The sequence below is a fragment of the Cupriavidus ulmosensis genome (genome assembly GCF_977008105.1).
The window spans coordinates 1,830,528-1,850,506 of sequence record NZ_CDRMWP010000001.1 but is presented as its reverse complement, the minus strand read 5'-3'; the positions used below and the strand labels follow the sequence as shown (position 1 = coordinate 1,850,506).

The 19,979-nt window shown below is 69.3% G+C and carries 14 protein-coding genes; 9 read left to right on the top strand and 5 right to left on the bottom strand.

Features of this window, described 5'->3' with window-relative positions; genetic code table 11:
* Positions 1-40: 40 nt before the first annotated feature.
* From ACWTPI_RS08360 to ACWTPI_RS08350, 3 genes are all read left to right on the top strand, one after another.
* Positions 41-352: an ArsR/SmtB family transcription factor gene (locus tag ACWTPI_RS08360; RefSeq protein ID WP_029043217.1), complete on the top strand. Its 312-nt coding sequence runs from the start codon at positions 41-43 to the stop codon at positions 350-352.
* A 26-nt stretch (positions 353-378) separates the two neighbouring features.
* Positions 379-906: a rhodanese family protein gene (locus tag ACWTPI_RS08355; protein WP_020201183.1), complete on the top strand. Its 528-nt coding sequence runs from the start codon at positions 379-381 to the stop codon at positions 904-906.
* 67 nt (positions 907-973) lie between these two features.
* Positions 974-1,171 (top strand): YgaP family membrane protein, encoded by a 198-nt coding sequence (locus tag ACWTPI_RS08350; RefSeq protein WP_020201182.1) that lies wholly within the window; start codon positions 974-976, stop codon positions 1,169-1,171.
* Positions 1,172-1,389: 218 nt separating this feature from the next.
* On the opposite strand, the gene lpdA is transcribed toward ACWTPI_RS08350, so the two are convergent.
* From lpdA to aceE, 4 genes are all read right to left on the bottom strand, one after another.
* Positions 1,390-3,168, bottom strand: coding sequence for a dihydrolipoyl dehydrogenase (gene lpdA, locus ACWTPI_RS08345; protein ID WP_454731403.1), 1,779 nt, complete (start codon positions 3,166-3,168; stop codon positions 1,390-1,392).
* Between the two features lie 28 nt (positions 3,169-3,196).
* Entirely contained in the window at positions 3,197-3,814 is a 618-nt protein-coding gene (locus ACWTPI_RS08340) for an Ntn hydrolase family protein (RefSeq protein WP_020201180.1), read from the bottom strand.
* A 105-nt stretch (positions 3,815-3,919) separates the two neighbouring features.
* Positions 3,920-5,578 (bottom strand): dihydrolipoyllysine-residue acetyltransferase, encoded by a 1,659-nt coding sequence (aceF, locus tag ACWTPI_RS08335; RefSeq protein WP_454731402.1) that lies wholly within the window; start codon positions 5,576-5,578, stop codon positions 3,920-3,922.
* Positions 5,579-5,741: 163 nt separating this feature from the next.
* Positions 5,742-8,429 (bottom strand): pyruvate dehydrogenase (acetyl-transferring), homodimeric type, encoded by a 2,688-nt coding sequence (gene aceE / locus ACWTPI_RS08330; protein ID WP_020201177.1) that lies wholly within the window; start codon positions 8,427-8,429, stop codon positions 5,742-5,744.
* A 396-nt stretch (positions 8,430-8,825) separates the two neighbouring features.
* On the opposite strand from aceE, the gene ACWTPI_RS08325 reads away from it, so the two are divergent.
* Positions 8,826-11,441 (top strand): PAS domain S-box protein, encoded by a 2,616-nt coding sequence (locus ACWTPI_RS08325; protein WP_020201176.1) that lies wholly within the window; start codon positions 8,826-8,828, stop codon positions 11,439-11,441.
* Positions 11,442-11,596: 155 nt separating this feature from the next.
* Positions 11,597-12,229 carry a response regulator transcription factor gene (locus ACWTPI_RS08320; RefSeq protein WP_020201175.1) on the top strand — a complete coding sequence of 211 codons (633 nt, stop codon included), beginning with the start codon at positions 11,597-11,599 and terminating at the stop codon, positions 12,227-12,229.
* 70 nt (positions 12,230-12,299) lie between these two features.
* Here the strand turns inward: ACWTPI_RS08320 and ACWTPI_RS08315 are convergent, their stop codons facing one another.
* Positions 12,300-12,974: an energy-coupling factor ABC transporter permease gene (locus ACWTPI_RS08315; protein WP_454732457.1), complete on the bottom strand. Its 675-nt coding sequence runs from the start codon at positions 12,972-12,974 to the stop codon at positions 12,300-12,302.
* Between the two features lie 147 nt (positions 12,975-13,121).
* On the opposite strand from ACWTPI_RS08315, the gene folD reads away from it, so the two are divergent.
* From folD to ACWTPI_RS08295, 4 genes are all read left to right on the top strand, one after another.
* Positions 13,122-13,973, top strand: coding sequence for a bifunctional methylenetetrahydrofolate dehydrogenase/methenyltetrahydrofolate cyclohydrolase FolD (gene folD, locus ACWTPI_RS08310; RefSeq protein WP_020201173.1), 852 nt, complete (start codon positions 13,122-13,124; stop codon positions 13,971-13,973).
* 92 nt (positions 13,974-14,065) lie between these two features.
* Positions 14,066-16,159, top strand: a complete 2,094-nt coding sequence (locus ACWTPI_RS08305) for a M3 family metallopeptidase (protein ID WP_454731401.1) — start codon at positions 14,066-14,068, stop codon at positions 16,157-16,159.
* A 198-nt stretch (positions 16,160-16,357) separates the two neighbouring features.
* Complete coding sequence (gene hutC / locus ACWTPI_RS08300) at positions 16,358-17,071, top strand: histidine utilization repressor (RefSeq protein WP_020201171.1); 714 nt, start codon at positions 16,358-16,360, stop codon at positions 17,069-17,071.
* Between the two features lie 135 nt (positions 17,072-17,206).
* Positions 17,207-19,939: a cation-translocating P-type ATPase gene (locus ACWTPI_RS08295; RefSeq protein ID WP_454731400.1), complete on the top strand. Its 2,733-nt coding sequence runs from the start codon at positions 17,207-17,209 to the stop codon at positions 19,937-19,939.
* Positions 19,940-19,979: the final 40 nt, after the last annotated feature.

The window sequence follows — 19,979 nt, the reverse complement described above, 5'->3', positions numbered from 1 at the left end:
ATTTCTAAAATATGATGTACGCCGAAAGAGCCCCCGAAGCATGACCCAACGCAAATCCGATCTTGAACGCTTGCAGGACAGTGCCATACAGGCCGCCGCGCTGCTGCAGGCGGTGGGCAACCCCAACCGGTTGCTGGTGCTGTGCCTGCTGCTGGAGCACGGCGAGATGACCGTGGGCGCGATCAATGAATTCGTCGCCCTCAGTCCTTCTGCGCTGTCGCAGCATCTGGCCCGGATGCGCGAAGAAGGTCTGGTGATGTACCGGCGCGAAGCGCAGACGCTGTACTACCGGGTCGAGGACCCGAATGTGGCCAAGCTCATCGCTACGCTCAAGGACATCTTCTGCCCCTGATCCACCATTGTTGCGACGTACCCGACATGACCCTGAAGACCCTGTCTCCCGAAGCGGCCCGCCAGCGCCTGGACCACGGCGCGGTGCTGGTGGACATCCGCGCCGCCGACGAACGCGCCCGCGAGCACATTGCCGAATCGCGCCACATGCCGCTGGACCGGCTTGCGGCGCAGCCGCTGCCGGCCGACGGCGCGGCGGTGGTCATCTTCTACTGCCGCTCGGGCAACCGCACGCAGATGAACGCGCAGCGGCTGCGCGCCTGCGTGGCCGGGGAAGGCTATCTGCTCGAAGGCGGGCTGGATGGCTGGAAGCGCGCCGGCCTGCCCGTGGTGGCCGACGCCCGCCAGCCACTGGAGCTGCAGCGCCAGGTGCAGATCGCCGCGGGCGCGCTGGTCCTGCTGGGCACCGCGCTGGGCATCACCGTGTCGCCTTGGTTCCTGGCACTGGCCGGCTTCGTCGGCGCGGGACTGCTGTTCGCGGGCGTTTCCGGCTACTGCGGGCTGGCGCGCGTGTTGATGAAGGCGCCGTGGAATCGCCGGGTCATGGCGGACTGAGCCGTCTTTCTTGTCCGCTTCCCAATCCGTTTTTTTGTCCGTTTTTTCGTTGTCAACAGGAGGTCTTATGAAATCCAATGTCGGCGGTATCGATCGTGTCCTGCGCATCCTTGTGGGCGTGGTGCTGGTTGCCCTCGCGGCCACGGGCACGGTGGGCTGGTGGGGCTGGCTGGGCCTGGTGCCGCTGCTCACCGGCCTGGCTGGCTTTTGCCCGCTGTATCCCATCCTGGGCTTCAGCACCTGCCCGCTGAAGGGAAACAAGTGAAGCAGGAACAAAGCGCCCCCGCGGCAAGGCCGCGCCCCATCGCGGGCGCGCCCGCCGCTGCCCCCGCGCATCCCCTCCCCGGCCATGCATGCCGGCATGCCGCGGCATGGCCGCGCGGTCGGTCGGCTTGATTATCTGGCCGTTAATTGCGATTTAAGGGCAAGAAAAAGGCCCGCCGCAATGGCGGGCCTCGCGGCGGACCAGGACTACCGTGCCGTTCAGCGCTTGCGCGGCGGCGGCACGTCCGTGCAGACGCCTTCGTAGATCTCGGCTGCCATGCCGATCGATTCGCCCAGCGTCGGGTGCGGATGGATGGTCTTGCCGATGTCCACCGCGTCGGCGCCCATCTCGATCGCCAGGCACACTTCGCTGATGAGGTCGCCGGCATGCGTGCCGACGATGCCGCCACCGATGATGCGGTGGGTTTCCTCGTCGAAGATCAGCTTGGTGAAGCCTTCGTCGCGGCCATTGGCGATGGCGCGGCCGGAAGCGGCCCACGGGAACACGCTCTTGGCGTACTTGATGCCCTGCGCCTTGCACTGGTCTTCGGTCACGCCGGCCCAGGCCACCTCAGGATCGGTGAAGGCCACCGACGGGATCTGCTTGGCGTCGAAGTAGGCCTTCTCGCCGTGCGCGGCCTCGGCGGCGACGTGCGCCTCGTGCACCGCCTTGTGCGCCAGCATCGGCTGGCCGACGATGTCGCCGATGGCGAAGATGTGCGGCACGTTGGTGCGCATCTGCTTGTCGACGTCGATGAAGCCGCGCTCGGTCACGGCCACGCCGGCCTTCTCGGCGCCGATCTTCTTGCCGTTGGGCACGCGGCCCACCGACACCAGCACGAGGTCGTAGCGCTGCGGCTCGGCCGGCGCCTGCTCGCCCTCGAACCTGACGTAGATGCCGTCCGGCCTGGCTTCCACGCCCACGGTCTTGGTCTTGAGCATGACCTTGCCGAAGCGCTGCTTGTTCATCTTGTCCCAGACCTTGACGAGGTCGCGGTCGGCGCCCTGCATCAGGCCGTCGAGCATTTCCACCACGTCGATGCTGGCGCCCAGCGTGCTGTACACGGTGGCCATTTCCAGCCCGATGATGCCGCCGCCGATGACCAGCATCTTGTTCGGCACTTCCGGCAGCTCCAGCGCGCCGGTCGAGTCGATGATGCGCGGGTCCTCGGGAATGAACGGCAGCTTGACCGCCTGGCTGCCGGCCGCGATCACCGCCTTCTCGAAGCGGATCACGGTCTTCTTGCCGGTGGTGGCCTTGCCCTCGCCTTCGGTTTCCTGCACTTCGAGGTGATGCGGGTCGAGGAAGGTGCCGATGCCGCGCACCACCTGCACCTTGCGGGTCTTGGCCATGCCGGACAGGCCGCCGGTGAGCTTGCCGACCACCGTGTCCTTGTAGTGGCGCAGGCCGTCGAGGTCGATCTTGGCTTCGCCGAACAGGATGCCGTGCGCGGCCAGCGCCTTGGCTTCGTCGATCACGGCGGCGTTGTGCAGCAGCGCCTTGGACGGGATGCAGCCCACGTTCAGGCAGACCCCGCCGAGCGTGCCGTAGCGCTCGACCAGCACCGTGCTCATGCCGAGGTCGGCGCTGCGGAAGGCGGCCGAGTAGCCGCCGGGACCCGAGCCCAGGACCAGCATCTCGCAGGTGATGTCGGCGCTGCCGGCGTGCGTGGCGGCGGCGGGAGCCGCTGCCGGGGCCGGAGCGGCGGCGGCGGGCGCGGCTGCCGGCGCGGGCGCCGGGGCGGCCGGCTTGGCGGCCGCTTCGCTTTCCACCGTGCAGATCACGGCGCCCTTGGCGACCTTGTCGCCCACTTTCACGCGCACCTCGACCACCTTGCCGGCGGCCGAGGCGGGCACGTCCATGCTGGCCTTGTCGGACTCGAGCACGATCAGCGACTGCTCCAGCTCGATCGTGTCGCCGGCCTTGACCAGCACCTCGATGACTTCCACCGCGTCGAAATCGCCGATATCCGGCACCTGGACTTCGATCACACTCATGCTTTGCTCCTCAAGAACGCGCCCCGCCTCAGATGCGGGCCGCGCCGTCGTTATTGGTTGCCCCGTCGCCGGGCATGTCGCGCAACTGCACCACCTGTACTTCGATCGGCCCCGCCGAACTCTTGTCGAACTCCACGCCCGCGTCCACGCCGATGCGGGCGATGTCCGCCGCGCCCAGCCCGGGCCGCTCGAACACCGCGTGCATGGCGCCGAGCGCATAGTTGCGCCCCGAGCCGATGCCCCAGAAGCGGTCGAACGAGAACACCTCGCGGTACGAGTAGACGCCGAAGATGCCCGCCGGATTGGCGATCAGGCAGACGATCTGCGATGACTCGTAGGGGTCGTCCTCGTCTTCCTTGGTGTTGATGAAATACTCGTTCTTGAGCTTTTCGTGCACCTTGAGGAAGGTCCGGAAGACCTCGTCCCGCGAGCCCAGCCGGCAGTCCTCGCCGAGCCCGGCCAGCAGGCTGCGCATGACCGGGAAATGCGCCGTGGTCCCGGCCAGCGCGACGAAGCTCTCGCCCACCGGGAACACCTTCTGGTTGCGCTCGTAGGCGCGCGTGAGCCGCGTGTCGCCGAACGTCACCAGCGCATCGGCGGCAATCGCCACTTCACCGGCCTTCTTGACGACGACGCAGGTGGTCATGGATTTCGCTTCCTGTTCGCTTCCTGTTGGGCCGTGGGCCTGCCGGCGGGCGGCGCCCGGGCCGGCGACAGGCACGCGCGGCGGGCCGCGCGCGCCCTGCCCGCCTTAAAGGATGATGCGGCGGAAGTCCGCCAGCAACTGGCCGAGATACGCGTTGAAGCGCGCCGCCTCGGCGCCGTCGATGACGCGGTGGTCGTACGACAGCGACAGCGGCAGCACCAGGCGCGGCACGAACTGCTTGCCGTCCCAGACCGGCTTCATGTACGACTTGCTGGCGCCCATGATGGCCACTTCCGGCGCGTTGATGATCGGCGTGAAATGCGTGCCGCCGATGCCGCCGAGCGACGAGATCGAGAAGCAGCCGCCCTGCATCTGGTCCGGCTTGAGCTTGCCGTCGCGCGCGGCCTTGGCGAGCTCGCCCATTTCCTGGCTGATCTCGAGCACGCCCTTCTTGTCCGCGTCCTTCAGCACCGGCACGACCAGGCCGTTCGGCGTATCGGCCGCGAAGCCGATGTTGAAGTACTTCTTGTAGACGAGGTTGTCGCCGTCGAGCGAGGTGTTGAAGTTCGGGAATTTCTTCAGGGCCGCCACGGTGGCCTTGATGATGAAGGCCAGCATCGTGACCTTGACGCCCGACTTCTCGTTTTCCTTGTTGAGCTGCACGCGGAAGGCTTCCAGCTCGGTGATGTCCGCCTCGTCATTGTTGGTGACGTGCGGGATCATGACCCAGTTGCGGTGCAGGTTGGCGCCCGAGATCTTCTTGATGCGCGACAGCGGCTTGCTGTCGATCTCGCCGAAGCGGGTGAAATCGACCTTCGGCCACGGCAGCAGGTTCAGGCCCGCGCCGCCGGCCGGGGCGGCCGCGGCTTGCGCCGGGGCGGCGGTCTGGCCGCTCATCACGCCCTTGACGAAGCGCTGCACGTCGTCCTGCGTGATGCGGCCCTTGGGGCCGGTGCCCGGCACGCGCGACACGTCCACGCCGAGCTCGCGCGCGAACTTGCGCACCGAGGGGCTGGCGTGGGCGGCGGCGCCGGTCACGCCGGCGGCGGGCGCGGCAGTGGGCGCAGCGGCGGGAGCCGGCGCGGCCTGCGGCGCCGGTGCCGCGGCAACGGCAGCAGCCGGCGCGGGCGCGGCGGCGGCCGGCGCCGGGGCGCTGGCGGCAGGCGCGGCGCCCGCGCCTTCGAGAATCAGGATCAGCGTGCCCTGGGACACGTTGTCGCCGATCTTGACCTTGACTTCCTTGACCACGCCGGCGGCGGGCGAAGGCACGTCCATCGTGGCCTTGTCGGATTCCAGCGTGACCAGCGCGTCCTCGGCCTTGATGGTGTCGCCGGGCTGGACGTGGACTTCGATCACGGGCACCGCGTCGTAGTCGCCGATGTCCGGCACCTTGACCTCGATGGGGCCGGTGGCGGCGGCCGGCGCGGGCGCGCTGGCGGGCGCCGGGGCCGGCGCGGCAGCGGGCGCAGCGGCCACGGGGGCCGGTGCCGCTGCGGCCGGCGCGGGTGCGGCGGCGGCGGCGCCGGCCGGTTCCAGCATCACCAGCACGGCGCCTTCGGAGACGTTGTCGCCGACCTTGATCTTGACTTCCTTGACGACGCCGCCCTGCGGCGACGGCACGTCCATCGTGGCCTTGTCCGACTCCAGTGTCACCAGGGCGTCCTCGGCCTGGATGGTGTCGCCCGGTTTCACGTGCACTTCGATGACGGGAACGGCGTCGTAATCGCCGATATCCGGCACCTTGATTTCAATCGCTTGACTCATTCAGTGTCTCCTGGGCAGGACGGCGGGCACGGCAAGCACCAGCGGCGAGGGTACCCTCACCGCCCGGATCTGTCACGCCGCCGCGCCGCAAGGCGCCGGGCTTTCAGCCCGGCCGCCCCGGCGCGGCTGCCGCTCCTGCGGGGGTTTCGTGCAGTCAGCCGGCTTAGACCGACATCGGGTTCGGCTTGCTGGGGTCGAGGTTGTACTTCTTGATGGCTTCGGCCACCTTGTCGCGGCCGATCGCGCCTTCGTCGGCCAGCGCCTTCAGTGCGGCCAGCGCCACCCAGTGGCGGTCCACCTCGAAGAAGTGGCGCAGCTTCTCGCGGGTATCCGAGCGGCCGAAGCCGTCGGTGCCCAGCACCACGTAGCGGCGCGGCACGAACGAACGGATCTGCTCGGCGAACGCGCGGACGTAGTCGGTCGAGGCGATCACCGGGCCGCGCACGCCCTTGAGCTTCTGCGCGACGAACGACTCGCGCGGCGTCTCGGTCGGGTGCAGCAGGTTGAAGCGCTCGGCGTCGTGGCCTTCGCGGGCCAGCTCGGTGAAGCTCGGGCAGCTCCACAGGTCCGACTCCACGCCCCAGTCCTTCTTGAGCAGCTCGGCCGCGGCGATGACCTCGCGGAAGATCGTGCCCGAGCCCAGCAGCTGCACGCGCGGCGCGTTGCTGTTCTCCACGCCCTTGCGGAACTGGTACATGCCCTTGACGATGTCGCGCTCCACGCCAGCCGGCATTTCCGGATGCTCGTAGTTCTCGTTCATCACCGTCAGGTAGTAATAGACGTCTTCCTGCTCCACGTACATGCGGCGCATGCCGTCCTGCATCACCACCGCCAGCTCGTACTGGAAGGTCGGGTCGTAGGAGATGCAGTTCGGAATGGCGGCGTGGAACACGTGCGAGTGGCCGTCTTCGTGCTGCAGGCCTTCGCCGTTGAGCGTGGTGCGGCCCGAGGTGCCGCCCAGCAGGAAGCCGCGCGAGCGCATGTCGCCCGCGGCCCAGCACAGGTCGCCGATGCGCTGGATGCCGAACATCGAGTAGTAGATGTAGAACGGGATCATCTGCACGCCGTGCGTCGAGTACGACGTGGCGGCGGCGATCCAGTCGCACATGGCGCCGGCTTCGTTGATGCCTTCCTGCAGCACCTGGCCAGTCTGCGATTCCTTGTAGAACATCAGCTGGTCATGGTCCTGCGGCACGTACTTCTGGCCTTCCTGGTTCCAGATGCCGACCTGGCGGAACAGGCCTTCCATGCCGAAGGTGCGCGACTCGTCCGGCACGATGGGCACCACGTGCTTGCCGATTTGCTTGTCCTTGAGCAGCGTGTTCAGGATGCGCACGAAGGCCATCGTGGTGGACACTTCGCGGCCTTCGCCGGTGGCCTTGAGCAGCGCGTCGAACGCGGACAGCTCGGGGATCGGCAGCGGCGCGGCCTTGAGGCGGCGGGCCGGCAGGTAGCCGCCCAGCTCCATGCGGCGCGCGCGCATGTATTCGAGTTCCTTCGAGCCTTCCTCGAAGGTGAGGTACGGCACTTCCTCGATCTTGTCGTCGGCGACCGGGATGTTGAACTGGTCGCGGAACGTGCGGATGGCCTCCACCGGCATCTTCTTCTGCTGGTGGGCCACGTTCATGGCCTGGCCGGCATCGCCCATGCCATAGCCCTTGATGGTCTTGGCCAGGATCAGCGTGGGCTGGCCCTTGTGCTCGCTGGCGGCCTTGTAGGCGGCGTAGATCTTGTGCGGATCGTGGCCGCCGCGGTTCAGGCGCCAGATGTCGTCGTCGGACCAGTCGGCCACCATCGCCTTGAGTTCCGGCGTGTTGAAGAAGAACTCGCGCACGTAGGCGCCGTCCTTGGCCTTGAAGGTCTGGTATTCGCCGTCCACGCATTCCATCATGCGCTTCATCAGCAGGCCCTTGGTGTCGCGCGCCAGCAGCGAATCCCAGCGGCTGCCCCACACCACCTTGATGACGTTCCAGCCGGAGCCGCGGAATTCGGACTCCAGTTCCTGGATGATCTTGCCGTTGCCGCGCACCGGGCCGTCCAGGCGCTGCAGGTTGCAGTTGATGACGAAGACCAGGTTGTCGAGCTTCTCGCGCCCGGCCATGCCGATCGCGCCGAGCGACTCCGGCTCGTCGGTCTCGCCGTCGCCGAGGAAGGCCCAGACCTTGCGGTCGCCGGCCTTGGCCAGGCCGCGGCTGTCCAGGTACTTCATGAAGCGGGCCTGGTAGATGGCCATGATCGGGCCCAGGCCCATCGACACGGTCGGGAACTGCCAGAAGTCCGGCATCAGCCACGGGTGCGGGTAGGACGAGATGCCCTTGCCGTCCACTTCCTGGCGGAAGTTGTCGAGCTGCTCGGTGGTCAGGCGGCCGAGCAGGAAGGCGCGCGAATATACGCCCGGAGCCGAGTGGCCCTGCACGAACACGAGATCGCCGCCGTGGTTCTCGGACGGGGCGTGCCAGAAGTGGTTGTAGCCGACGTCATACAGCGTGGCCGCCGAGGCGAACGACGAGATGTGGCCGCCGACGTTGGTGTGCTTGTTGGCGCGCAGCACCATCGCCATCGCGTTCCAGCGCGTGTACGAGCGGATGCGGTGCTCGACGTCCTGGTCGCCGGGGATGTGGGCCTGCTGCTCGACCGGGATGGTGTTGATGTACTGCGTCTCGGCGTGGAACGGCTGGGTGACGCCGTTCACGCGCGCGTATTCGATCTGCTTGTCGATCAGGAAGGCGGCGCGTTCGGTGCCTTCGGCGGCCAGCACGCCCTGCAGGGCGGCAAGCCATTCGTGGGTTTCCTGGGGATCGGCGTCGTTGGCGCTGCTGGCGCCGAGAATCTGCTCTGGTACAGCTGACATGACTGTCTCCTGGTGAATGCATGCCGCGGCGCTCCCGGATTGGTGTCGTGGGAACCCCGTCCTGACGGTGTCGCTACGGTACGGCGCGGGCCCTGCGAAAACCCTGCCAGGCATTGTCGCCTGCAGCAGGCGCAGCCCCGCCGTCCGTGCTTTTCGGTCGGACCGATTCTATGGAAGCAGATAGGGCAAGACAAGCCAAATTTTCAAATTGCGATATTGTTTCTCATAATGCGGAATATTGCGGCGGCGCATCACGGGCGGCGCGAAGCCTTGCGGGCAGGGGCTTCGCGGCGGTACCCTCGTCGGCAGGAATGACGCAGTGCCGCATTGGCGCTTACCCCAAGCGACGCGGCACGGCAATCCCGCTACACTGGCCCGTCAGTCGTCAATCCCGCCATGCCTTCCCTCATCGATTTTCTGTCCCGCCTGCGCACCGCCATCGTGCCGCCCTCCGCTTCCGGCACCGCCCAGGCGGCCAGCGGCGACTCCGCCGCGGCCGCGCCGCCCGGCCCGCTCACGCCGCTCGCACCGCTGCCGCCGCTGCCGCCGCTCGAATCGCTCGGCCACGCCGACGAGCCGGCCGCCGTGAGCGGCCCGCCGCGCGGCCTGTGGTGGCTGCGCTGGCGCAACCTGGTGGCGACCAGCTGGTTCATGTTCATCCCGCTGGTGGCGATCGTGCTGTTCACGGCGGCGATGGGCGTGATCCTGTGGTCGCTGCACGAGACCGAGCGCCAGCAGCAGCGCGACGCGCTCTACCGCGACGCGGCCTGGGCCCAGCAGCGCGTGCGCCTGTCCCTGCTGAGCAACCAGGACCAGATGGCCTCGCTGGCGCGCGACATCGCCGCCGCGCAGCTCGACCAGGGCGCCTACCGCACCGCGGCCCAGGAAATCCTGCGCGAGAACCCCGAGATCGTCTTCGTCAACTGGCTCGACGCCACCCACCGCGGGCGCTGGTCGCTGCCCTCCACCTCCGAGTTCGCCAACCGGCTGCGCGAGACCCAGGACCAGCCGCTCGAGCCCGAGGTGCTCGACACCTTCGACGCCGCGCGCGAGACCCAGCGCGTGGTGTACTCGCGCCCGCTGGTCAACGACCGCGGCGACAGCTTCATGCTGATGGAAGTGCCGATCGTGCGCGACAACGAGTTCCTCGGCACGCTCGGCGCGCTCTACTCGATCAACGGCATCCTCACTCACCTGCTGCCGCCCGAGCTGACCGAGCGCTACCGTTTCTCGCTGATCGACAAGAACAACCAGATCCGCGCCAGCACCTCGCTGCGGCCGGTGCCGGGCAACGCGCTGTCCTACGAGGTGCTGCTCGACCCGCCCGGGCATTCGCTGTCGCTGCGCGCCGACGCCTATCCGCCCGCCTCCAACCTGCCCAACAACATGCTGCTGTGGCTGGTGGTGGGGCTGTCGTGCTTCCTGCTGTGGAGCCTGTGGAGCATGTGGCGCCATACCAGCCGCCGCTCCGAGGCGCAGCGCGCGCTGCTGGCCGAGACCTCGTTCCGCCGGGCGATGGAAAACTCCATGCTGATCGGGCTGCGCGCGCTCGACCTGAACGGCCGCATCACCTACGTCAACCCGGCGTTCTGCCGCATGACCGGCTGGCAGGACACCGAGCTGGTCGGGCGCATGCCGCCCTTCCCCTACTGGCCGCCCAACGACCAGCAGGAAATGCAGAAGCAGATCGACCTCACGCTGCAGGGCAAGTCGCCGGCCAGCGGCTACGAGATGCGCGTGATGCGCCGCGACGGCAGCAGCTTCCACGCGCGCATGTACGTGTCGCCGCTGGTGGACAGCCGCGGCCGCCATACCGGCTGGATGAGCTCGATGACGGACATCACCGAGCCCAAGCGCGCGCGCGAGGAGCTGGCCGCCGCGCACGACCGCTTCACCACCGTGCTGGAAAGCCTGGACGCGGCCGTGTCGGTGCTGGCCACGGACAAGGCCGAGCTGCTGTTCGCCAACCGCTACTACCGCCAGTTGTTCGGCTGGGAGGCCGAGGGCCACCTCAAGCTGGCCGGCGGCGAGGTCGACAAGGAACAGGTGTCGAGCGACGCCACCGACTACATCGACGCCTACGCCGGGCTGCCGGCGTCGGAGCTGATGCCGTACTCGTCGGACGCGCGCGAGGTCTTCGTGCCCGACATGCAGAAGTGGTTCGAGGTGCGCCGCCGCTATATCCAGTGGGTGGACGGCCACCTGGCGCAGATGCAGATCGCCACCGACATCACGGTGCGCAAGGCGGCCGAGGAAATGACGCGCCAGCACGAGGAGCGCCTGCAGTTCACCAGCCGCCTGACCACGATGGGCGAGATGGCCTCGTCGCTGGCACACGAGCTCAACCAGCCGCTGGCCGCCATCAACAACTACTGCATGGGCGCGGTGGCGCGGCTCAATTCCGGGCGCAGCAATGCCGAGGACCTGATCCCGATCCTGGAAAAGACCTCGGCGCAGGCGGTGCGCGCCGGCACCATCATCAGCCGCATCCGCGGCTTCGTGAAGCGCAGCCAGCCGCAGCGGCGCGAGGCCGCGCTGCACGACATCGTGGCCGATGCGGTGGGCCTGGCCGACCTGGAAGCCACGCGCCGCCGCGTGACCATCCTGACCCGCCTGCCGGCGCCGCCGCTGCTGCTGTACGTGGACCCGGTGCTGATCGAGCAGGTGCTGGTCAACCTGCTCAAGAACGCGGTGGAGGCGATGGCCGGCCTGCCCGCCATGCGCTCGACCGGCGTGGTGCGCCTGCACGCGCGCGTGGAGCCCGGCGAGTTCGGCCAGATCGTGCGCATCGACGTGATCGACCAGGGCCCGGGCGTGGACGAGGCCACCAAGGAGCGGCTGTTCGAGCCGTTCTTCAGCACCAAGTCGGACGGCATGGGCATGGGCCTGAACATCTGCCGCTCCATCATCGAGTCCCACCAGGGACGGCTGTGGGTGGAGAACAATGCCGACGGCATCGGCTGCACCTTCAAGATCATGCTGCCGCTGCTGCCGGCGCTGGCCGAACAGTAGCGCCGCGGTAGCGCCGCGGTAGCGCCACCGCGGCGCCGCGCGGCGCCCCGGCAACGCGGCAGTCCGGGCGCCCGCGCCGGGCGCCGGCCCCTGTTGCTAGCCGCCCGGGCCGGTTACACTTGGCGGCAAATGACTTCGATGTCCCAGGAGACTTCATGAACGTGACGCCAAACCCCACCTCCCACCGCGGCGAAACCGTCTTCATCGTCGACGACGACGAAGCCATGCGCGACTCGCTGACCTGGCTGCTGGAGGGCAATGGCTACCAGGTTCGCAGCTTTACCAGCGCCGAACAGTTTCTCTCCGCCTACGACGCCGGCCAGGTCTCGTGCCTGATCCTGGACGTGCGCATGCCGGGCATGAGCGGGCCGGAGCTGCAGGAGCGCATGATCGCGGAGAACATCAACATCCCGATCGTCTTCATCACCGGCCACGGCGACGTGCCGATGGCGGTGTCCACCATGAAGAAAGGCGCAATCGACTTCATCGAGAAACCGTTCGACGAGTCCGAGCTGCGCTCGCTGGTGGAGCGCATGCTGCAGAAGGCGCGCACCGACCACTCCGCCGCGCGCGAGCAGCGCGCCGCCAAGGACCTGCTGGGCAAGCTCACCACGCGCGAGCAGCAGGTGCTCGAGCGCATCGTGGCCGGCCGCCTGAACAAGCAGATCGCCGACGACCTGGGCATTTCCATCAAGACCGTGGAGGCGCACCGCGCCAACATCATGGAAAAACTCAACGTCAACACCGTGGCCGACCTGCTGCGCCTGGCGCTGTCGAAAAACGCCTGAGCCCCGCCCGCGGTCCCGCAACGGGGCCGCCGCAACCCGCCGCCGGATCACCGGCGGCCACCCCGCCTTCCTATCCCTTCAGGTATTCCTCGTCGCGGAAGGTCACGACCCATTGCGGCTTGTAGACCACGAACACCGCCACCAGCATGCCGGTGAGGAACGCCTCGCCGAACGCCAGGATCAGCACCGCGGTGAGCGTGTCGGGCAGCGTCAGCACGCCGCCGCGCGCGCCGTGGCTGTGCCACACGGCGCGCGCCGCGCCGGCGCCCAGCGCCGCCAGCCCGGCGGCGAAATAGCCGTGACCGAGGATGAAGACGAACGGATGGCGCGGCAGCAGCCGGCGCATGGCGCCCTGCAGCGCCGCCGACAGCAGCGCCGGCAGCAGGCCCATCCACACATAGCGCGGCCACAGCGCCGCCCAGTCGACGCCGCTCCAGCTCGCGCCGGCCAGGTAGCCCAGGCCGAGCAGCGACACCAGGTCCACCACGAACAGCGACAGCAGCGCCAGCGGCAGCCCGAACAGCGTCACCATCAGCGTGGCGCCGAACAACTGGAACACCAGCCCGCCCGGCAGCGCCACGCGCGCCGTCCACAGCAGCGTCACGAACAGCAGCGCGCCCAGCCAGCCGTGCTGGAGGTCGCCGCGCCGCAGCAGGTGCCAGGGCCGGCGCCACAGCGCCCAGGCCAGCCCGGCCAGCCCGCACGCCGCCAGCCAGGCCTGCGCGGCCGGGCCGTCCGGCGCCATCAGGCGGGCCAGCGCCTCGTTCAGTGAATCGATCGGTACATGCATGGGCAGATGCTACCAGCGCCCCCGCCGAGTTCGCCCCGGGTTGCGTCAACCTTTATAATTCCGCTTTGTTCCCTGTTTCCCCACCTTCCCCCTCCCATCCCCATGCCAGCCCAACTGATCGACGGCAACGCCCTTGCCAAGCAACTCCGCACGGAAGCCGCCCAGCGCGCCGCCCGCCTCACCGAGCGCGGCCACCGCCCGGGCCTGGCCGTGATCCTGGTCGGCGAGGACCCGGCCAGCCAGGTCTACGTGCGCAACAAGGTGAAGGCCTGCGACGACAACGGCTTCCACTCCTCGCTGGACCGCTATCCGGCCGACCTGAGCGAAGCCGACCTGCTGGCCCGCATCGACGCCCTGAACCGCGACCCGAACATCCACGGCATCCTGGTGCAGTTGCCGCTGCCCAAGCATATCGACAGCCACAAAGTGCTCGAGGCGATCGCTCCTGAAAAGGACGTGGACGGCTTCCACGTGGCCAATGCCGGCGCCCTGATGACCGGCGCGCCGCTGTTCCGCCCGTGCACGCCCTACGGCTGCATGAAGATGCTCGAATCGGTGCAGTTCCCGCTGCGCGGCGCGCGCGCCGTGGTGGTGGGCGCCTCCAACATCGTCGGCAAGCCGATGGCGATGCTGCTGCTGCAGGCCGGCGCCACCGTCACCATCTGCAACAGCAAGACGCGCGACCTGGCCGCGCACACCCGCGAGGCCGACGTGATCGTGGCCGCCGTGGGGCGCCGCAACATCATCACGGCCGACATGGTCAAGCCCGGCGCGGCCGTGATCGACGTGGGCATGAACCGCGACGACAACGGCAAGCTGTGCGGCGACGTGGACTTCAACGGCGTCAGGGAAGTGGCCGGCTATATCACGCCGGTGCCCGGCGGCGTCGGCCCGATGACCATCACCATGCTGCTCATCAACACGCTGGAAGCCGCCGAGCGCGCCGCCGGCTGAACGCCGCACGCGCCGCCGCGGTACTGGAAAAACCCCCGCCCCGCCCCAATGTGCGGGGTATTGCCTTTATGGCCCCCGCCAAGAGAGACGTCATGGACCAAGCCGCCACCGCCAACGCCGCCAATCCGCTGCTGGACTTTACCGACCTGCCCCGTTTCTCCGAGATCCGCCCCGAACACATCGGGCCGGCGCTGGACACGCTGCTGGCCACCGCGCAGGCCGCGGTCGAGCGCGCCGAGGACCCCGCCACCCCGGCCACCTGGGCCAGCGCCGTGGAAGCGCTCGAAACCGCCACCGAGCCGCTCGGGCGCGCCTGGGGCGTGGTCGGCCACCTGAGCGCGGTGGCGGACACGCCGGCGTTGCGCCAGGCGCACGCCGACAACCTGCCGCGCATGACCGAGTTCTGGTCGTCGCTGGGCCAGAGCCTGGCGCTGTACGATAAGTACAAGGCGATCGCCGCCAGCCCCGAGTTCGCCGCCATGAGCGCGGCGCGGCGCCAGTTGATGGAGAACGAGCTGCGCGGCTTCCGCCTGGGCGGCGCCGAGCTGCCGGAAGACAAGAAGCCGCGCTTCGCCGCCATCCAGGAACAGCAGGCGCAGTTGTCCAAGGCGTTCTCGGATCACGTGCTCGACGCCACCAACGCCTACGCGCTGGTGATCGAGGACGAAAGCCGCCTGTCCGGCATTCCCGCCGACGCGCTGGAAGCCGCGCGCGCCGCCGCCGAGAAGGACGGCAAGGCCGGCTGGAAGTTCACGCTGCACTTCCCGTCCTACTTCCCGGTGCTGCAGTACGCCGACGACCGCGCGCTGCGCCAGACCATGTACCAGGCCAGCGTGACCCGCGCGTCCGAGCTGGCCGGGCAACACGGCCAGGGCAAGGCCGAATGGGACAACACCGACAACATGCGCGAGCAGCTGGCGCTGCGCCAGGAAGAGGCGCACCTGCTCGGCTACGCCTCTTACGGCGAGGTCTCGCTGGTGCCCAAGATGGCGGAGTCGCCGGCCGAGGTGCTGCGCTTCCTCGACGAACTGGCCGCGCGCGCGCGCCCGTTCGCCGAGAAGGACTGGGACGAGCTCAAGGCCTTCGCCGCCGGCGAGCTGGGCCTGGCGGAGCTGGCGCCGTGGGACGTGGCCTACGCCTCGGAAAAGCTGCGCGAGCAGCGCTACGCCTTCTCCGAGCAGGAGGTCAAGCAATACTTCCCCGAGCCGCAGGTGCTCAAGGGCCTGTTCGGCGTGGTCGAGAAGCTGTTCTCGGTGCGCATCGAGTCCGACCAGGCCCAGACCTGGCACCAGGACGTGCGCTTTTTCCGCGTGGTCTCGCCCGAAGGCAACCTGCTGGCGCAGTTCTACATCGACCTGTACGCCCGCGAAGGCAAGCGCGGCGGCGCCTGGATGGACGACGCGCGCGGCCGCAAGCTGCTCGGCGACGGCCGCGTGCAGACGCCGGTGGCCTACCTGACCTGCAATTTCTCGGCGCCGGTCGGCGGCAAACCCGCGCTGTTCACCCATGACGAAGTCATCACGCTGTTCCACGAGTTCGGCCACGGCCTGCACCACATGCTCACCCAGGTGGGCGAGCTGGGCGTGTCCGGCATCAACGGCGTGGAATGGGACGCGGTGGAGCTGCCCTCGCAGTTCATGGAGAACTTCTGCTGGGAATACGAGGTGCTGACCGGCATGACCGCGCACACCGACACCGGCGAGCCGCTGCCGCGCGCGCTGTTCGAGCGCATGCTGGCCGCCAGGAACTTCCAGAACGGCATGATGACGCTGCGCCAGATCGTGTTCTCGTCGTTCGACATGCACCTGCACACCGACTTCGACCCCGCCGGCGAGAAAACCGTGCTGGCGCTGTCGCGCGAGATCAACGACCACGCCCACGTGGTGCCGCAGCACCCGCTGTCGCGCTGGCCGAACACCTTCAGCCACATCTTCGCGGGCGGCTACGCGGCCGGCTACTACAGCTACAAGTGGGCCGAGGTGCTGTCCGCCGACGTGTACGCGGCCTTCGAGGAAGCCGCCGGGCTGTCGGGCTCCGTGCTCGACGCCGAGACCGGCGCGCGCTACCGCCGCGAGATCCTCTCGGTCGGCGGCAGCCGCCCGGCGATGGAGTCGTTCACGGCGTTCCGCGGCCGCGCGCCGCAGATCGACGCGCTGCTGCGCCACGGCGGCATGGCCGTGGCGTGATCCCGGCGCATGGCGCGGCCCCGGCATCCAGCCGGAGCCGCGCCGGCGCCCGGGAGACGACTCGAAAAGCGACTCGAAAAGCAACCCGGAAAGCAGCCCAGGAAGCGCCCCGAAGCGACCCGCGCGGCGCACGCGCGCGCCAGTCCGGCGCGCCGGTCCGAATTGGCTAGACAAGCCCGGTCAAGTAAGATGCGGGCCATGAGCTACCTCCCTCCCGCCGCCGCCTACGCGCACATCAAGAACTACCTCAAGGAAGGCCTCAGCGCGGGCCGCTGGCCGCCGGGCACGCTGATGCCGTCGGAATCCGAGCTCGTGACCCAGTTCGGCGTCAGCCGCATGACCGCCAACCGCGCGGTGCGGGAGCTGCAGGCCGAGGGACTGGTCGAGCGCGTGCAGGGCGTGGGCACCTTCGCCAGCCAGCCCTACCGCGCCTCGTCCACGCTGACCATCCGCGACCTCCACGACGAGATCACCGAGCGCGGCCACAAGCACCGCTCCGACGTGCACCTGGCGCGGGCCGAGACGGTCAGCGAGGCGCTCGCCCCGCGCATCGGCCTGCCGGTCGGCAGCCAGGTCTTCCACACGCTCATCGTCCACAGCGAGAACGGCGTGCCGCTGCTGTGCGAAGACCGCTACGTCAATCCCGCGCGCGCGCCGGACTACCTCGGCGTGGACTTCACCCGGACCACGCCCACCAACTACCTGCTGGCCGTGGCGCCGCTGTGGGAGGCCCAGTACTCCATCGAAGCGCAGCTGCCCACCGCGGAAGAGGCGCGGCTGCTCGGCATCAAGGCCAGCGAGCCGTGCCTGATCGTGGTCCGCCGCACCGAAAGCCAGGGCTCGCCGATCACGCTGGCGCGCCTGGTGCATCCCGGCTCGCGCTACACCATCGAGGGCTCGTTCAAGCCCTGACGGCACCGGCTTGCGTCACATCAATGCCGGCGCGCCCGCGCGTCCTATGCTGTAACGGATCACATCCACCCCGACACAGCGGCCGTCGCCGGCGCGGGCCAGCCCCGCCGAGGCGATTGCCCGGGAGCGCCTCCATTGTCTTCATCGCCATCGACCCCAGCCGCCGGCACGCCTTCCGGCGCAACCGGCGCCACTCCCTGGCATGCCCGCGAATGCCATGAGGTGGCACGCGAATACGCGGTCGATCCAGCGCGCGGGCTGGACAGCGAACAGGCGGCGCAACGCGCGCGCGAGCACGGGCCGAACGCATTGCAGGCGGCGCCGCGCCGCAGCGTGCTCGCCCTGGCGGCGGCCCAGCTGGCCGACCCGATGGTGGTGATACTGGTCATCGCGGCCATCGCCTCCGCGATCCTCGGCGACAAGCTGGACGCCCTGGTCATCCTGGCCATCGTGCTGATGACGACCGCGCTCGGGCTGAGCCAGACCTGGCGCGCCGACCGGGCCCTGGCGCAATTGCAGCAACTGGCGGCGGCGCAGGCCACCGTGCTGCGCGACGGCCACCCGCATGCCATTCCGGCGCACGAGCTGGTTCCGGGCGACGTGGTCCTGCTCGAGGCGGGCAACCAGGTTCCCGCGGACCTGCGCCTGGTGGAGGTGGCGCAACTGATGGCGGACGAATCGGCGCTGACCGGCGAATCGGCCACGGTCGCCAAGCACGCGGAGGCCATCGCCGCGCCGGCCGCCACGCTCGGCGACCGCCACAACATGGCCTACCTCGGCACCTCGGTCACGCAGGGCCACGGCCGCGGCATCGTGGTCGCCACCGGCACCGGCACCGAGCTCGGCAAGCTAGCGCGGCACCTCGCGCCCGCGCGGCCGGACACCCCACTGCAGAAGCGGCTGGCCGCGTTCAGCTGGCGGCTCTCGGTGGCCATCCTGCTGCTGTGCGTGGCGGTGTTCTGGCTGGGCCTGCTGCGCGGCGAGCCGCCCGTGTTAATGCTGCTCACGGCGATCAGCCTCGGCGTGGCCGCGATCCCGGAGGCGCTGCCGGCCGTCGTCGCCATCATCCTCGCGCTCGGCGCCAGGAAAATGGCCACCCGCAAGGCGCTGGTGCGCAAGCTGTCCTCGGTCGAGACCCTGGGATCGGTGACGGTGATCTGCACCGACAAGACCGGGACGCTGACGCAGAACCGCATGCGGCTGGAACGCCTGCTCGCCGACGCCCGGCCGTGGCTGCCGGGCGAGGCGCTGGCCAACCCCTGCCAGCGACAGTTGCTGGTCGCCGCCGCGCTGTGCAACGACGCGCGCCCCGATCCGGACGCCGGCACCGACATCAGCACCACCTGGATTGGCGACCCGACCGAGACCGCCCTGGCGGATGCCGCGTCCGCCGCCGGCATCGACAAGCTGGCGCTGGAGGCGCGGCTGCCGCGCGTGCAGGAGCAGCCCTTCGACGCGGCGCGCAAGCGCATGACCACCTTCCATCGCCAGGCCGCCGGCTATATCGCCTTCACCAAAGGCGCGCCGGAGTCGGTGATACCGTGCTGCACCTCGCGCCAGACCGCGGACGGCACGCTGCCGATGGCGCCGCGAGCCGCACTGCATGACGCGCTGCATGACGCGCAGGCCCTGGCCGCGCAGGGCCTGCGGGTGCTGGCCCTGGCCATGCGCGAGCACGACACCCTGCCCGACCCCGATGCCGTGGCCGGCGCCGAGTCGTCGCTGACCTTTCTCGGTCTGGTGGCGCTGTTCGACCCGCCGCGCCCGGAAGCGGCGGCCGCGGTGCGCGACTGCGTCACCGCCGGCATCATGCCGGTGATGATCACCGGCGACCATCCCGAGACCGCGCTGGCCATCGCCCGCATGCTCGGCATCCTCGGCGAGCACGGCGGCGAGGTCCTCACCGGCGCCGCCCTGGCGCAGCTCGACCGTGCGGCGCTGCAGGCCGCCGTCGCCCACGTCCGGGTCTACGCGCGGGTCGATCCCGAGCAGAAGCTGCGCATCGTCGAAGCGCTGCAGAACCTTGGCCACTTCGTTGCCATGACCGGCGACGGCATCAACGACGCGCCCGCGCTCAAGCGCGCCGACATCGGCGTGGCGATGGGCAGGCAGGGCACCGACATCGCCCGGGAAGCCGCCAGCCTGGTGCTGCTCGACGACAACTTCGCCACCGTGGTGGCCGCCGTGCGCGAGGGGCGCCGCATCTACGACAACATCCGCAAGTTCGTCCGCTATGCGATGACGGGCAACTCGGGCGAGCTCTGGGTCATCACCCTGGCGCCGCTGTTCCTGCTGCCCATCCCGCTGCTGCCGGCGCAGATCCTGTGGGTCAACCTCGTCACCGACGGCTTGCCGGGCCTGGCGCTCGCCGCCGAGCCCGCCGAGGCGGACGTCATGCGCCGGCCGCCCCGCCATCCGCGCGAGAGCCTCTTCGCGCACGGCATGTGGCAGCACATCCTCGGGATCGGCCTGCTGATCGGCCTGGTCTCGCTGGGCGTCCAGGCATGGGCCCTCGGCCAGGGCCGCGACGGCTGGCAGACGATGGTGTTCACCACGCTGACGCTGGCGCAGATGGCGCACGTGATGGCGATCCGCTCGGAGCACGTCCCACTGTGGCGGCTGCCGCTGGCCACCAACCTGCCGCTGCTCGGCGCGGTCCTGCTCACCCTGTGCCTGCAGCTCGCGGTAATCTATCTGCCGGTGTTCCAGGCGCTGCTCCACACCCGGCCGCTGGATGCGCTGGAACTGGCGGTGTCGGTCGGCGCGGCGGCCATCGTGGCGGTCGCCGTGGAGGCCGGCAAGGCCAGGCGCAATGCCCGCGCGGCGCGGGCCGCCCAGGCCGGCGGGACCGCGGCGCCGGCGCACTGACTGCCGGGGAAAATGACAAGGCTGGGGTTGCCCTTGAGAA